Source organism: Psychrobacter piechaudii, from assembly GCF_900162825.1.
GTDB lineage: Bacteria > Pseudomonadota > Gammaproteobacteria > Pseudomonadales > Moraxellaceae > Psychrobacter > Psychrobacter piechaudii.
The window spans coordinates 1-13,834 of sequence record NZ_FUGE01000124.1 but is presented as its reverse complement, the minus strand read 5'-3'; the positions used below and the strand labels follow the sequence as shown (position 1 = coordinate 13,834).

Below are 13,834 nucleotides of genomic sequence, written 5' to 3'. Positions count from 1 at the left end.
AAGAGTAACGGTAAATAACTGATGCAAAATTTGTATTAAGGATATGGTAAATGTCTGACCCATTAATGAGTAAATCACAGTTTAAGGTTTGGTTTTTAATTCCTCTGATTGTTTTCTTAGGTCTTATCGTTATGTTCTTTGCCCGATTAGGTAAGGACACTAACGTGGTATTTGATAATGCATTAAACCGACCAGTGCCAGAGTTCAATTTACCTTTATTGTCTGACCCTGACATCAAGGTAACCAATGCTGATTTACCAAAAACCCCTTTCATTATTAACGTTTGGGGCTCTTGGTGTCCTACTTGTTACGAAGAACATCCTTTCTTTATGGAGCTGCACCAACAGCAGGTGCCGATAGTCGGGGTTAACTACAAAGATGAGCTGGATAAGGCTCAAGAGTACCTCACAAATGGTGGTGACCCCTATGTATTTAGCTTTAGAGATTTTGATGGTAGTTTTGCCATTGATTTGGGGTTAACTGGTGCCCCTGAAAGTTTTATCGTTGATACTCAAGGTAATATTCGTCAACATATCGTCGGTGAAATTAGTGCCGATAATTGGCAATCTAGAATTAAGCCTTGTATGGACTTATTGACAGAGATGGGTCAAAAACAAGCAGCGCTAGATACTCCAGAGATCACGAAGCAGATTGCTGAGGTGTGTAAATGATTACTATAAAGGCCACAGCCCTAACCAAGCGTCTCATTGCTTTATTTAAAGTTTTGGCTTTGGTGCTTACCTTAGGCTCAGTGAGCAGCTTATCAAATGCTGCTATTGAAGTATTTGAGTTCGATAATCCAAGACAAGAAGCCCAGTACCAAGCTTTGATTGAAGAGTTTCGTTGTCCAAAGTGTCAAAACCAAAACTTAGCAGGATCAGATTCTGTTATCTCTCAAGATCTAAAAAGAAAAACTTATGAAATGGTTATGGCAGGGCAGTCCGATGCTCAGATACGCGAGTATATGTATGAGCGTTATGGAGACTTCATTAGTTATAAGCCGCCGGTAAGGCCTTCGACCTGGATTTTGTGGTACTTCCCACCCGTGATTTTATTATTGTTAATAGCAGGTTGGCTCATGCGTACTAAAAAAGCCAATAATAAAAAACAGGTCAGTAGCGTACCAAGCGGTGCTCAAGCTATTGACTTAGATAAGGTCGGGTCAAATTTAAGTGATGAAGAGGCCCAAAAACTTAAAGCATTACTTAAAGAGCATAGTAACGACCATAAAAGCGATAACAATTAAGCGATAAGAAATAATTAATCGCTAACACTTGTGTATCTAAGATTAATATTTACCCAAGACTAAAGTTAAGCAGTGCATTTTGCTGTCACCACCATTGCGGTTTATATCTCAACTTGTAAGGAGTTAAATCATGCCAACGTTAGTGATTTTTGTCGCGCTGGCAATTTTATTGGCAATCATATTAGCAATTATAGTGCTTATGCCATGGCTGCGGGTGGACAGATCTGCTCAAAACGATCAGCTAATAGCGCTTAATGTTGAGGTATTTAAAGAGCGACTGGAAGAGCTAAAAGCTGACTTTAATGCCGGAGCAATGACCGAGTCTGAGTTTAAGACTCAGAAGACAGAGCTTGAGCGTCAGCTATTATTAGCCAGTGATGATAAGAATAGTGTGGTGTTAAATGACGGGCTTAAAGAAGAAAGCTTTAGCCGTGGGCAGCTTCTAAAAGCAAAGCGTGAGCAACAATTTACGCGCAGTAGCAAAGCACGTTTAACACTGCTTATATGTGTGCCTATTCTGATGATATTGGGCTACTTTTTAGCTGGCGATAGATCGCCGGTGGTCAACTTATGGCAGGCACAGGATAAAGTAGGTCAAGTAGCCGACGATCTATTGACGGGTAAGATTGATGCGCCGCCAGAATGGGCTACTGAAGACTCAGTGGGCCTAATGGGTGCCATTCAAACCAATGTCCATCATCACGCTCACGACCCTATGCGCTGGATGCGATTGTCGGATATATTATTGGCTTTTGAGGCCAATGAACAGGCTATGGAAGCTCAGGCTCGCGCTTATCGCTTAGCACCTGAAGATGAAAACATTGCTGTCAGTTATGCTCAAACTAACTTCTTCACTAGCGGAGGTATGTTAGATGCCAGTAGTCGTAAAGCGTTAGAAGGGGTGCTACAAAAGAATCCAGAGCACCAGGGAGCTCAAATGTTGATGGCAATGGGGGAAGCCCGTTCAGGTAACTATCAGCAAGCACAGGCTTGGGTAGAAAGATTGAAAGCAGGCATTATGGCAAGAGAGGGTGATCACAGTGAGGCGCTAAATAGCTTGGATGAGCTGAGCCGCAATATCGCTCAACAGCAGCAAGCAAGTCTTTCTGCAGCCAATAACAGCACGGCCACCGCTTCAACTCAGACAGTGGCGGTAACTGTCACTCTGAATCCAAGCTTGACTCCATTATTAGCACCTTCAGACATCTTGTTTGTAACGATTCAGCAAGCCTCAGGGGGTGCTCCGCTAGCAGTAAAACGCCTCCCAGCTTCAGAGTTGGCAAATGCAGCGAATGGCTTTAATATTAAGCTAAGTGATGAAGATGCTATGATGCCGACACAAACCTTGTCAAAAGCGATGCAAGAAGGCAAGCAGTTGGTGTTGAAAGCTAGAGTAAGTAAATCGGGACAAGCGATGCAAGAAGCAGGTGATTTGGCTGCTAGTGATTTACCGCTTAACTATCAGAATAATACTGAAGGTGAGCTGAAAGTAACTACTGAAATTAATAAACAGCTTCCTTAGTTAATTGATAGCGAAGATTTAAGTTTTGTTTGACTACTAAGTTTTAATTATAGCGGTATTTATTATTAAAATAGCTTGAGCTTTTTTTCATCTCAAGGTAAGGTATTTATGCTTATTATAACAGTCAAACAAGACTTGTCTGAGGCGTCATTAGTTGTAGCCACCTAATGAATCAACCCTATTCAGGGCTAGGGCTTGTGGTTACCATTATATTGTTATTTAAGACATATTGTTATTTAAGACGCTTTTTTTATGATGATTTTTCATCGACACAATTCAAGAGGATTACCACTATGATGCGTATTATTTTGCTAGGGCCTCCAGGGGCAGGTAAAGGGACCCAAGCACAGTTCATCTCTAAAGAATACGATATTCCACAAATTTCAACCGGCGATATGCTACGCGCTGCTATTAAAGAAGGAACAGAGCTAGGCAAAAAAGCTGAAGGCATCATGAAGTCAGGTGGTTTAGTCTCTGATGATCTAATCATCAATTTAGTAAAAGAACGTATTGAGAAGCCGGACTGTGCAAATGGTTGTATCTTCGATGGTTTCCCACGTACCATTCCTCAAGCAGAGGCTTTGATTGAAGCGGGCGTTGATATCGACCATGTGGTAGAAATCAGTGTTCCAGATGACGAAATCGTTTCTCGTTTATCTGGTCGTCGTCAGCATCCAGGTTCTGGCCGTGTTTATCACCTAAAATATAACCCACCTAAGCAAGAAGGCTTAGATGATGTTACTGGTGAAGAACTAATCCAACGTGATGATGACAAAGAAGAAACGGTTCGTGATCGCCTTGCCACTTACCATGAGCAAACCTCTACTTTAGTTGGTTTTTATCAGAATAAAGCCAAAGAAGATGCCAATGCACCTAAGTATCATCAGTTTGATGGTACTAAAGATATCGAAGTGGTTAAGCAAAATATCCTTAGCGCACTTAAAGGCTAGTTTGATTTTATAACTGAAAAATCTGAATTAAATATTTAGTTTATAAGTCACTATAAAGCCCCGTAATCTAATTAGATTACGGGGCTTTTTATTGAGTATTAAAAAAGCCACTATAAGTTACTTATAGTGGCTTTAGTGAGATCAGTTATATAACCGGTCAATCATAGAAGGATTAAGCGTTGCCTTCAGCATCAGCAACTTGCTGCTGACTCTGAGCATAAGCTTGATCAAAGTTAACAGGGGCTAACAATAATTGTGGGAAGCTACCACGGGTTACGATATCACTGATCACTTCACGAGCATATGGGAACAAGATATTAGGGCAGTAAGCACCTAAAATTTGACCAATTTGATCTTCTGGAATGTCTTTGATTAAGAAGATACCAGCTTGATGAACTTCAGCGATAAAGGCTGCTGAACCTGCGTTTTGTGCATTTACAGTAACGGTTAGAACTACCTGATAATGATCTTCATCTAAGGGTTCTGCATTGGTAGCTAGATTAATGTCTAGCTCTGGTTGCCATTCTTTAGTAAATACTTCTGCACCTGCTACCTCAAGTGACATGTCTTTTACATAAATACGCTCAAGGGCCAGTTGAGGTTGTGCTTGTTGTTCAGCCATGAAAAATGTCCTTTTTTAAATTAGATTTTATGATTGTAAAATTATAAAGCTACCAAGTGCATAAAAATTAAGCATTTAGCATTTCATCAAGTTTACCACTTTCATTCAAGGCGTTTAGTTGATCAAAGCCACCGATGAAAGTTTCTCCGATAAAGATTTGTGGAACAGTTCTGTAGTTGTTGGTCTTTTTCATTAAAGCCATACGCTCATCAGAACTCATATCATGCATACCAATTTCTTTATACTCAATGCGTTTTGATTTCAAAAGTTGTTTGGCGTTTGAGCAATAAGGGCAAATAGGGGTTGTATATACAGTAACAGGAGCAGTCATGAACAATCCTTTTAGTTTTATGAGATATTTAGGGGTGTGGCTTTTAATGTTAATTGTACCAAAACACCGTTCCTTATAATTAAGGGTTTATCTGGCATTTTGTACCAGATATATTACTTAATGTGTGCAAGGTATCGTAGGGTAACTGCAGTCTAGAAACAATCGCTGCTTTAAGGGAAAATCAAAATAATAATATTAAGGTCGTACTAAAATGTATTAACAGTGACGACCTTATTTTTGTTATTTATTTGGCTTTTACTTTGGCTTTTCCATCCACAGTTTTTGATTTTTTTACTGTGCCGCCAACCAGTGGCATGCCTGCTGCTTGCCAGCCACCAATACCGCCGTCAAGACGAAATACGTTTGGTTTGCCAATCATTTGAACCGCAGCCCCTGCTTGAATACCCATATCACAAACCACCACAACTGGAGCTTCAATGGCTCTGATCTCTTCTAAGCGGTCTTTTAATTGGGTGAAAGGGATATTGCGGCTACCCTGGATATAACCTGTCTCAAACTTTTTCTTAGCACGAATATCAATAATTTGTGCATTTTGAGAGTTAACTAAAGTACCTAACGTATTGGGCGAAATCTTTTTACCACTGCGTTTGTTTTCCACCGTGAAAAATAAAAAGATAAGGACAGCTAGAGTACCAAATAAAAAAGGGTGGTTCCCAATAAATTCAAGCCAACGATCTAGTGACAAAACACTTCTCCAGTAAAATTTTTATGGCAATTATTATAACGTGATAAGCATTAGAATGCATTAACGACAATAGAGAATTGCTAACTTAACGGTTAGAATTCTCTATTTAAAGCATTTGAGTCAATATCTAATAAGTGGGGGTGTCTGCTTCTGCTTGCAAGGTTACCAAGCTTTCGACCCGGCGCTGCATGACCTTACCTTCTGCCACCGCTTCCCACAACGCACAACCTTTACTATTGTGGGTATGTTTGCAGTCTCTAAACTGACAATCACCGGCCAAAGGATATAATTCAACGAAGCCGGCAATAATATCATCCGGGGTTAAGTGCCAAATACCGTATTCACGAATGCCTGGGGTATCGACAATACCGCCTTGAGTAAGGTCTTCAGGATTAAAAGGTAATAAACGACTGGTGGTAGTAGTGTGCTGACCAAGCTTGGAATTGGTAGAGATGACATTAACGCTTTGATCAGAGTTGGGCAGTAAGGCGTTAACTAAGGTGCTTTTACCCACCCCTGATTGACCGGCAAAGATCACCAGCTTATCTTTAATTTGTTGCTGTAAATCAGAAAGGCCTAATTCAGCTTGCTGTTGTAATGGCTCAATATCAGTCAGCTTAGTTTTATCTACAACTTTTTTACTACTGGCCTGTGAGGGATTGAGTAAAATATTTTCAGGGCAGGGGGCTGCGGTTAGCACGGTCTCATAGCCCAAGCTTTGATATTCGCTGAGTAAGTTTTTGGTAAAAGCATAGTCTTCAATGGCCAATAGATCGGCCTTATTTAGCACCAAAAGAGGCTTAACATCGGCATGATGACAAACCACCAAATAGCGGTCTATAAGATTAGGAGCAGCAGCGGGCAGCGGGGCAAAAACAATGGCTAAAATGTCTACGTTGGCGGCCACAGGCTTAAGTTTATGGTAACGGTCTGGGCGCGAGACTAAAGAGGTACGTGGCTGAACCGACTCAATACGGCCAAAGCCCGTATTAGGGTCAGCGACCCAGCGAACCTTATCTCCCGTCGCTAACATAGGTAAGTTGGTACGGACATGACAGCGCCAAATATCACCTAACTCGATAGCCTGCCAAAAAGGCTCAGGCTCACCTTCTTCCACCACAGGTGGGTTCGGAATAATCGCCGGTAATGAGGTGACTTGAACCTCTAGCTGTTTGCCATAATGAGCCATCACCACGCCATCCATCAAGCTACCATCAATTGAGTCTTGTTGCTGAGCTTGTTTTTTATCAATGCGTCGAAGTTGTTGCTTGGTTAGCTTACGTTGTCTTATCAAAGCCATAAATTCAAGTTACCTATAATATTGCAGTGTGCTTAAGTAAGCGCGAGGGTTACTAAAAACAGTGACAGTGAGTATCAGAGTGTCTAGGATATAGTTTATTGGGCGTTGGTACAATAAATTCAAAGTTTAAGTGTTATAGTGCGTGAATAGTTAAGGAGCCAGGGGCTAAATTTGGTAACATAGTCAGATTGAGCCTTCTAGCTATTTGTAGACCCTAATAAAGGAATTGGCTCCCTATAATTAACTCTATTTTTAATCTATTTTTGTGAACTAAAAGTGTCTAGGAAATGTTATGAGCGATCATCCCAATAAAATTAAAATTAAAAACCAAGGTAAAAAAGGTCTTATCTGGATTGATTTGGAAATGACTGGTTTAGATACCATGAATGACGATATCATTGAAATTGCGACCATCGTAACCGATGAAGACTTGAATGTACTGGCTGAAGGCCCAGTGTTTGCCATCAAGGTTTCTGATCAAAAATTGAATGCCATGGATGAGTGGAACACCAAGCAGCATGGTCAATCGGGGTTGATTGATAGAGTGCGCCGTAGCGCTGTGACGCTTGAGCAAGCTGAAAAAGAAACCATCGAATTTTTAAATAAATGGGTAGATGAAGGCAAGTCTCCGATGTGTGGTAATTCAATCTGCCAGGACAGACGTTTTTTAGCGCGTCAGATGCCTCAATTGGAGCGCTTCTTCCATTATCGTAACTTGGATGTGTCCTCTATTAAAGAGTTATGCTACCGCTGGCGTCCTGATATCTTAAAAGGGGTGGAGAAGACCGGCAGTCATTTGGCTATGGATGACATTCGTGATTCGATTCGTGAGCTTAAGCACTACCGTCAGCACTTCTTTAAATTATTAGACTAATTTGTTGATATCAAAGAGATAGCTTTTGGGGCTAGTATCTCGTTTGGAAGCTAATACCTAGAGCTAACCAAACCGAGCCTTTGGCTAACTGAGTTTGTGTTTAAATTTTGATCATGAACTTAACCAGCTGAAGGCTTTCTTTTTGCTCAAATTCTGTGCTTGTGCTTACTGCGATAACTGCTTCGACCTGTTGATAAGAGCTTTCAGGATTTATTACTCGCCAATCCCCCAAAACGTAACGGGGCTTGGTTGAGTTATTTTCGTTATCAGTGATAACTTCATGGATATTAGGACGGTGAGTGTGACCATGTAATAAGGCCTCTACAGGCTTTAAAGCCCTAAGTACTGCCTGTTGATTGACGTCCATAATGGACATGGATTTTTGGGTTTTATTTAAGGCACTTTTTTGACGAATTTTTTGTGCCCAAGCTATTCTTTTATGCAGAGGTCTTTTTAATAGTAGCCACTTGGTAAGAGGGTTACGGGCTATGACCCGAAAACGTTGATAGGATTTATCATCGGTACATAACGCATCGCCATGCTCAAATCGGAAGGCTTTATTGCCGATACTTACTAAGTAAGGCTCAATAACTAGCTCACCATGAAATAAATCACAGAAGCGTTGCCCGATCAAAAAGTCACGATTGCCGTGCATTACTTTAATTTTGCAGCCTTGATTACTCAGGTGCTTCAGCTTCTCGATGATAGGAGTGAGCCAGTGCCGCTTGGCTTCAACAGCCGTTAAACTTAAGTAGCGATCATCACCGACCCAGGCATCGAACCAATCTCCAAGAATATAAAATTCAGTCAAATTGGGTAAAGCGATTAAGTCATCAACTAAAGCTAAAAAAGCCTGCACTAAGGCAGGCTCATCCGCTGATAAATGCAAGTCACTGATAATCACTCGGCGCACATCATAGGGCCGAGTGGTTATCAAATGGCTATAATCAATAACAGCAGGGTCATCTACTAGCATCATATCATTAGTAACTTATAATTAGCGATGGGCTAAATTATTCAGAAACCATAACTGCAGATTCGATGATAACAGGCTCTTTTGGCACATCAGCATGCATACCGTAACGACCTGTTGGAACGCCTTCAATTTTCTTAACCACATCCATGCCGCTGGTTACTTTACCAAATACAGTGTAGCCCCAACCTTGCATGTTTTTGCCAGAATGGTTTAAGAAAGCATTGTTTTTTACGTTAATAAAGAACTGGCTAGTGGCTGAATGCGGGTCTTGAGTACGAGCCATAGCGATGGTGCCTTCTTCGTTCTTCAGGCCATTGTCTGCTTCGTTTTCGATAGGAGCGTTGGTGCTCTTTTCGTTCATGTCAGCGTCCATACCGCCGCCCTGTACCATGAAGTCAGGGATAACGCGATGGAAAATAGTGCCATCATAATGACCAGATTTTACGTAAGACACGAAGTTTTCTACGGTCTTAGGTGCTTTTTCAGAATTTAATTCAATAACCACTTCACCCATTGAGGTGTTTAACTGAACTACAGGCATATCACTCATTTTTGTATCCTTAACATTAGATGTAACATTGGTGTTGGTATTGGTGCCGGCATTATTAGTTGGGGTTGTATTGGTGTTGGTACAGCCCATTAAAAAAAGAGGCATCATTAAAGTGCCAAAACCTAAAGTTTTAAATGCATTCACAAGATGTCCTAGAGGGCTTTTATTGGACTGAGTGCCAAATAAACCCAAGCTATATTAATATTTGATTAATAATTGGTTTTTTTAGGGGTTAAAGATATTAACTACAACCAAGTCTTCGTTAATTTATTTCTGCTTGGAGCAGATAACCCCTTGTTTAAAAGACGCATTAACACTATATAAGTATTAACATGATATAGGTATTAACATTAATACTATATAGAATAGATACGCTTAAATTTAAAGGGGTAGTCTAACCTCTTTTTTTTAGATTGTCATGTGTCTGGCTGTTACAGGGCTCGGCTATCTCCCAAAATAATATCCTTATAGACGCTTGGAATTAGAATGGACCTCTTTTTTTACGTTAGCTTTTTTTTAACTCAAGCCTGTTTGTTTGAGATAAATGATAACTTCAGAAGTGTTTCATTTGCAATCAAGGGTAATTTGCTAACCGTATATTTTGTATTATCTAGGCAAAGCAATGACGACGAAGAGGCGATTTATCATGAAATAATGTCTCTGTTTGATTTGTGGTTAAGTGAATTTCTTGAAGCCAATAATATTGAATTTGAGTACGAGCTTAACCAAGAGGTTATTTATAATCATAATAAGGACTTTATCCTAAGCCTACCTAAAAATAATGATTTTGTAGCTTCAGTATTTCAAAGAAAAGAATCTGAGGAGTGAGAGTGCAACGTAGTAAAATCCATGTTTCAAACTGTTAAAGTCGAGGAGTAATAGATCATCGCTTACAGCACGGTTATTCAATACCAATTTGTAAAGCATTAGCTAAAAGATGAGTTGCAAAATATATTGTATAAATAGATGAGTGATTACGCTTAGGTTTGTTAGAATAGAGCATTTGTTATTTTTAATTGGCTTTTAATGATTGCTAAGTCGCCTTTTTTATAAGAGTTTTTAATATTAGGAGTAAGGTTTTATGAGCGATGCTGTAAATAAAGAAGAACATGAGAAGAACGATTTTATTCGTCACATCATCCGTGAAGATGTTGCCAACGACAAATACGAGCAGATTATCACTCGCTTTCCGCCAGAGCCGAATGGCTATTTGCACTTAGGTCATGTGAAATCAATCTGCCTAAACTTTGGTATTGCTAAAGAGTTTGGTGGTATTTGTAACCTACGTTTTGATGATACCAACCCCACCGCCGAAAAGCAGGATTATATTGATAACATCAAAAATGATGTTAAATGGCTGGGTTTTGAGTGGGCAGATAAGCCTTACTATGCTTCTGATTATTTCGATCAGTTACATGAGTGGGCCATTAAACTAATTAAGCAAGGCGATGCTTATGTAGACTTGCAAACGCCTGAACAAATTCGTGAAACTCGAGGCTCATTTAATGAGCCAGGTAAACCTTCTCCGCAGCGTGATGCCAGTGTAGAGGATAACTTACAGCGTTTTGACGATATGAAAAACGGTAAGTATGCAGAAGGTGAAGCGGTATTGCGTGCCAAGATTGATATGGCTAGCCCTAATATGAATATGCGTGACCCTGTAATCTACCGTGTGATGAAACAGGCGCATCACCAAACGGGCGATAAATGGTGTATCTATCCGATGTACGATTACGCCCATCCTTTATCAGATGCGATTGAGGGGATTACCCATTCAATTTGTACTCTAGAGTTTGAGGATCACCGTCCATTTTATGATTGGGCAGTGGAGAAGGTTGGTGCTGAAGGGGGTATTAAATACCCACCCCATCAATACGAGTTCAGCCGTCTAAATGTTGATCATACCATGACCAGTAAGCGTAAGCTTAAGCAACTGGTTGATGAAGGCATTGTGACTGGTTGGGATGATCCCCGTATGCCTACCATTGCCGGTATGCGTCGTCGTGGTTACACCCCTGAAGGTTTACGTGATTTCTGTGAGCGTGTGGGCGTAACTAAGTCTGATAGCGTTGTAGATTTCCGTTTACTTGAATTTAGTATTCGTCAGTCGCTTGAGAACACAACGGCACGCGGCATGGCGGTTCTAAAACCTCTTAAAGTAACCATTACTAATTTTGAGGAAGCTTTAAGTGAGTGGGAAAGCTTAAAAGATGAAGGGGTAAACGCACGCTGGGATGAAGCTGAAAAAACCTTATGGATTAACCAGCCTAAGCATCCTAACGTGGATATGGGTGAGCGTGAAATTCCGTTTACTGAAACGATCTATATTGATCAAGGCGATTATGAACTTGAGCCACCAAAAGGCTACAAGCGCTTGTCTCCTGAAAAATCAGAAATCCGTTTACGTAATACCTATGTATTGGCAGTTACCGAGCATGTGCTAGATGACGCTGGTAATGTTGTAGAATTAAAAGCCACCATTGATAAAACCACTTTGGGTAAAAACCCTGAAGACCGTAAAGTCAAAGGCGTTATCCACTGGGTATCTGCCACGAAAGGGGTACCGGCCACTGTGCGTATGTATGAGCATTTATTCTCAGCAGAAAACCCAAGTGCAGTGCCAGATCTTCATGACGCATTGAATCCGAACTCATTGACGGTACTAGAGGCGGTAGTAGAGCCCTCACTGGCCAATGCTGAAGCGGGCAGCCGTTTCCAGTTTGAACGTGAAGGTTACTTCGTGGCAGACGCAGAAGAGCACACTGCGGATAAGCCAGTGTTTAACCAAATTGTTAGCTTGCGTGATAACTATAAGCCAGAATAGCACAAGCTATAAGCTAAGGTAGTAAACCGTAGATGCCCATACTTCATAACTCTTATAAGTAGGGCGCACAATAAAAAGAGGAGCTATATTTAGCTCCTCTTTTTTATGGATAATTTATGGTGGGGAAGCTTTGAATGCTTGGCCTTAAGCGGTCTTCTCTTGTTTTGCAGTGACCAAGTGCTCAGTACCAAATTCTTTACGTTTATTGGCAAAGAATCTATCTAGTCTGTCCATGGCATCTTCTAGGTCAAATAAGTTAGGCAGGAAGACCACGCGGAAATGATCGGGTGCGTCCCAGTTAAAGCCGGTACCTTGAACCATTAATACTTTTTCTTCGATTAATAGATCCATCATAAACTGCATATCATCTTCAATAGGATAGATGGTGCGGTCTAATTTAGGGAAGCAGTAGAAGGCACCTTGTGGCATAGTGCAGGAAATACCTGGGATAGCATTTAAGCGTTCAACCGCCAGTTGACGCTGCTTATACAATCGACCTGATTCCGCTGTTAAATCTTGCATACTCTGATAACCGCCGACCGCAGTTTGGATCGCATGTTGAGCGGGCACGTTGGCACACAGTCGCATTGATGCCAACATATCCAAACCTTCGATGAAGTCGCTGGCATACTCTTTATTGCCCGATAGCATTAACCAGCCTGCACGGAAGCCAGCAATACGGTGTGATTTAGACAGCCCATTGTAGGTTAGGGTTAAAACATCTTGGGCTAACGTACACATAGGGGTGTGAACCGCATCATCATATAAAATACGGTCATAGATCTCATCAGCCATTACCACTAGGTTGTATTCACGAGCCAGCTCAAGAATCTCTAGTAGCACTTCATTTGAATACAACGCCCCTGTTGGGTTATTGGGGTTAATGACCACAATACCGCGAGTTTTATCGTTAATCTTCGAGCGAATATCTTCAATATCAGGTTGCCAGTTTTTATCTTCGTTACAGCGATAATGCACTGCTGTGCCCCCAGCTAAGTTAGCTGCTGCGGTCCATAGAGGATAATCTGGCATTGGAATAAGCACTTCATCACCATCATTCATAAGCGCTTGCATGGTCATAACAATAAGCTCAGACACTCCATTGCCTAGATAGACATCACGAACATCGACCGCAGATAACAAGCCTTTTGATTGGTAATACTGCAGAACCGCTTTACGGGCGGAGAAAATACCCTGAGAGTCTGAATAGCCTGTCGCATTATGTAGATTTAGCGCCACATCTTGCAGGATTTCATGAGGGGCATCTAAGTTAAAAGGCGCAGGATTTCCCACGTTTAATTTTAAAATTCGTTGACCTTGAGCTTCCATCTGCATGGCTGTCTTTAACAAAGGACCACGGATGTCATAACAGACGTTTTGAAGTTTGTCAGATTTTTTTAGAGGTCGGCGATTGGGGGTAGGGGCAGTATTGGTCATGGTACGGTTACTCGTGCTTTGATTAGAAGACTGGGGATTAGTAGAGATTTGCGTTTCAGGGTCTAAAGAGATTGAAGGGTTAGCTGAGTTAGTAGCGGTATCTGGTAATTCACCGCGCAACAAATAACCTTCAGAGCAGCCTAAGATAGTGGCTAGAGCGGGAAGCTTTGAGGAGACAATACCATTTATGCCTCGTTCCCAATTTGATATGGCACCACGGCTAACTTTTGAGCCGGCATCTGTCATAGCGGTTGCTAATTGCTCTGCGGTTAACCCTTTGGCTTTACGCAGCTTACTAAGCCGTTCTCCTTGAGCCTTGTACTCTGATTCCTCACTCATAGTGACTACTCTCTAAGTATTAAATTAAATAACAGCATTAAAATGCTTATAAAGGTCATTGCTAATAAAACAAAATTTATTAGCTTATGCAAGATATTATTGCATTGATACTTATTTTGCAATAGCCGTAATGCAAGTAAAACTTGCATTTCAATAT

14 protein-coding genes are annotated in these 13,834 nt (G+C 41.0%); 7 read left to right on the top strand and 7 right to left on the bottom strand.

What is annotated here, in order from left to right:
* The first annotated feature begins 50 nt into the window (after positions 1–50).
* From A1019T_RS06580 to adk, 4 genes are all read left to right on the top strand, one after another.
* Positions 51–671 carry a DsbE family thiol:disulfide interchange protein gene (locus tag A1019T_RS06580; RefSeq protein ID WP_077450946.1) on the top strand — a complete coding sequence of 207 codons (621 nt, stop codon included), beginning with the start codon at positions 51–53 and terminating at the stop codon, positions 669–671.
* Entirely contained in the window at positions 668–1,246 is a 579-nt protein-coding gene (locus A1019T_RS06575; protein WP_077450945.1) for a cytochrome c-type biogenesis protein, read from the top strand. Before A1019T_RS06580 ends, A1019T_RS06575 begins: the two co-directional genes overlap by 4 nt.
* A 130-nt stretch (positions 1,247–1,376) precedes the next feature.
* On the top strand, positions 1,377–2,768 hold the full coding sequence (gene ccmI / locus A1019T_RS06570; protein ID WP_077450944.1) for a c-type cytochrome biogenesis protein CcmI: 1,392 nt from the start codon (positions 1,377–1,379) through the stop codon (positions 2,766–2,768).
* 296 nt (positions 2,769–3,064) lie between these two features.
* Complete coding sequence (adk, locus tag A1019T_RS06565) at positions 3,065–3,718, top strand: adenylate kinase (protein ID WP_208608046.1); 654 nt, start codon at positions 3,065–3,067, stop codon at positions 3,716–3,718.
* 172 nt (positions 3,719–3,890) lie between these two features.
* Here the strand turns inward: adk and secB are convergent, their stop codons facing one another.
* The 4 genes from secB to rsgA all read right to left on the bottom strand — a co-directional run bounded on the left by secB (position 3,891) and on the right by rsgA (position 6,677).
* Positions 3,891–4,340: a protein-export chaperone SecB gene (gene secB, locus A1019T_RS06560; protein ID WP_077450942.1), complete on the bottom strand. Its 450-nt coding sequence runs from the start codon at positions 4,338–4,340 to the stop codon at positions 3,891–3,893.
* A gap of 67 nt (positions 4,341–4,407) precedes the next feature.
* On the bottom strand, positions 4,408–4,671 hold the full coding sequence (grxC, locus tag A1019T_RS06555; protein ID WP_077450941.1) for a glutaredoxin 3: 264 nt from the start codon (positions 4,669–4,671) through the stop codon (positions 4,408–4,410).
* Between the two features lie 244 nt (positions 4,672–4,915).
* Positions 4,916–5,377, bottom strand: a complete 462-nt coding sequence (locus tag A1019T_RS06550; RefSeq protein WP_077450940.1) for a rhodanese-like domain-containing protein — start codon at positions 5,375–5,377, stop codon at positions 4,916–4,918.
* Between the two features lie 127 nt (positions 5,378–5,504).
* On the bottom strand, positions 5,505–6,677 hold the full coding sequence (rsgA, locus tag A1019T_RS06545; RefSeq protein WP_077450939.1) for a ribosome small subunit-dependent GTPase A: 1,173 nt from the start codon (positions 6,675–6,677) through the stop codon (positions 5,505–5,507).
* A 292-nt stretch (positions 6,678–6,969) separates the two neighbouring features.
* Between rsgA and orn the strand changes: the two genes are divergently transcribed.
* On the top strand, positions 6,970–7,551 hold the full coding sequence (orn, locus tag A1019T_RS06540; RefSeq protein WP_077450938.1) for an oligoribonuclease: 582 nt from the start codon (positions 6,970–6,972) through the stop codon (positions 7,549–7,551).
* Positions 7,552–7,651: 100 nt separating this feature from the next.
* On the opposite strand, the gene A1019T_RS06535 is transcribed toward orn, so the two are convergent.
* Complete coding sequence (locus tag A1019T_RS06535) at positions 7,652–8,530, bottom strand: UDP-2,3-diacylglucosamine diphosphatase (RefSeq protein ID WP_244156561.1); 879 nt, start codon at positions 8,528–8,530, stop codon at positions 7,652–7,654.
* 34 nt (positions 8,531–8,564) lie between these two features.
* On the bottom strand, positions 8,565–9,077 hold the full coding sequence (locus A1019T_RS06530; protein ID WP_077450969.1) for a peptidylprolyl isomerase: 513 nt from the start codon (positions 9,075–9,077) through the stop codon (positions 8,565–8,567).
* Between the two features lie 486 nt (positions 9,078–9,563).
* Between A1019T_RS06530 and A1019T_RS06525 the strand changes: the two genes are divergently transcribed.
* Both A1019T_RS06525 and A1019T_RS06520 read left to right on the top strand, forming a co-directional pair.
* On the top strand, positions 9,564–9,905 hold the full coding sequence (locus A1019T_RS06525) for a MafI2 family immunity protein (protein WP_077450937.1): 342 nt from the start codon (positions 9,564–9,566) through the stop codon (positions 9,903–9,905).
* Between the two features lie 253 nt (positions 9,906–10,158).
* Positions 10,159–11,901: a glutamine--tRNA ligase/YqeY domain fusion protein gene (locus tag A1019T_RS06520; RefSeq protein ID WP_077450936.1), complete on the top strand. Its 1,743-nt coding sequence runs from the start codon at positions 10,159–10,161 to the stop codon at positions 11,899–11,901.
* Positions 11,902–12,045: 144 nt separating this feature from the next.
* Here A1019T_RS06520 and A1019T_RS06515 read toward each other — a convergent pair whose 3' ends face one another.
* Positions 12,046–13,677 carry an aminotransferase class I/II-fold pyridoxal phosphate-dependent enzyme gene (locus A1019T_RS06515; protein WP_077450935.1) on the bottom strand — a complete coding sequence of 544 codons (1,632 nt, stop codon included), beginning with the start codon at positions 13,675–13,677 and terminating at the stop codon, positions 12,046–12,048.
* Between the last annotated feature and the right edge of the window lie 157 nt (positions 13,678–13,834).

What these genes read in the sequence shown, in the direction of transcription:
- A1019T_RS06580 (WP_077450946.1), top strand. Translation starts at nt 51, where the DNA reads ATGTCTGACCCATTAATGAGTAAATCACAGTTTAAGGTTTGGTTTTTA.
- A1019T_RS06575 (WP_077450945.1), top strand. Translation starts at nt 668, where the DNA reads ATGATTACTATAAAGGCCACAGCCCTAACCAAGCGTCTCATTGCTTTA.
- ccmI (WP_077450944.1), top strand. Translation starts at nt 1,377, where the DNA reads ATGCCAACGTTAGTGATTTTTGTCGCGCTGGCAATTTTATTGGCAATC.
- adk (WP_208608046.1), top strand. Translation starts at nt 3,065, where the DNA reads ATGCGTATTATTTTGCTAGGGCCTCCAGGGGCAGGTAAAGGGACCCAA.
- secB (WP_077450942.1), bottom strand. Translation starts at nt 4,340, where the DNA reads ATGGCTGAACAACAAGCACAACCTCAACTGGCCCTTGAGCGTATTTAT.
- grxC (WP_077450941.1), bottom strand. Translation starts at nt 4,671, where the DNA reads ATGACTGCTCCTGTTACTGTATATACAACCCCTATTTGCCCTTATTGC.
- rsgA (WP_077450939.1), bottom strand. Translation starts at nt 6,677, where the DNA reads ATGGCTTTGATAAGACAACGTAAGCTAACCAAGCAACAACTTCGACGC.
- orn (WP_077450938.1), top strand. Translation starts at nt 6,970, where the DNA reads ATGAGCGATCATCCCAATAAAATTAAAATTAAAAACCAAGGTAAAAAA.
- A1019T_RS06535 (WP_244156561.1), bottom strand. Translation starts at nt 8,530, where the DNA reads ATGATGCTAGTAGATGACCCTGCTGTTATTGATTATAGCCATTTGATA.
- A1019T_RS06530 (WP_077450969.1), bottom strand. Translation starts at nt 9,077, where the DNA reads ATGAGTGATATGCCTGTAGTTCAGTTAAACACCTCAATGGGTGAAGTG.
- A1019T_RS06525 (WP_077450937.1), top strand. Translation starts at nt 9,564, where the DNA reads ATGGACCTCTTTTTTTACGTTAGCTTTTTTTTAACTCAAGCCTGTTTG.
- A1019T_RS06520 (WP_077450936.1), top strand. Translation starts at nt 10,159, where the DNA reads ATGAGCGATGCTGTAAATAAAGAAGAACATGAGAAGAACGATTTTATT.
- A1019T_RS06515 (WP_077450935.1), bottom strand. Translation starts at nt 13,677, where the DNA reads ATGAGTGAGGAATCAGAGTACAAGGCTCAAGGAGAACGGCTTAGTAAG.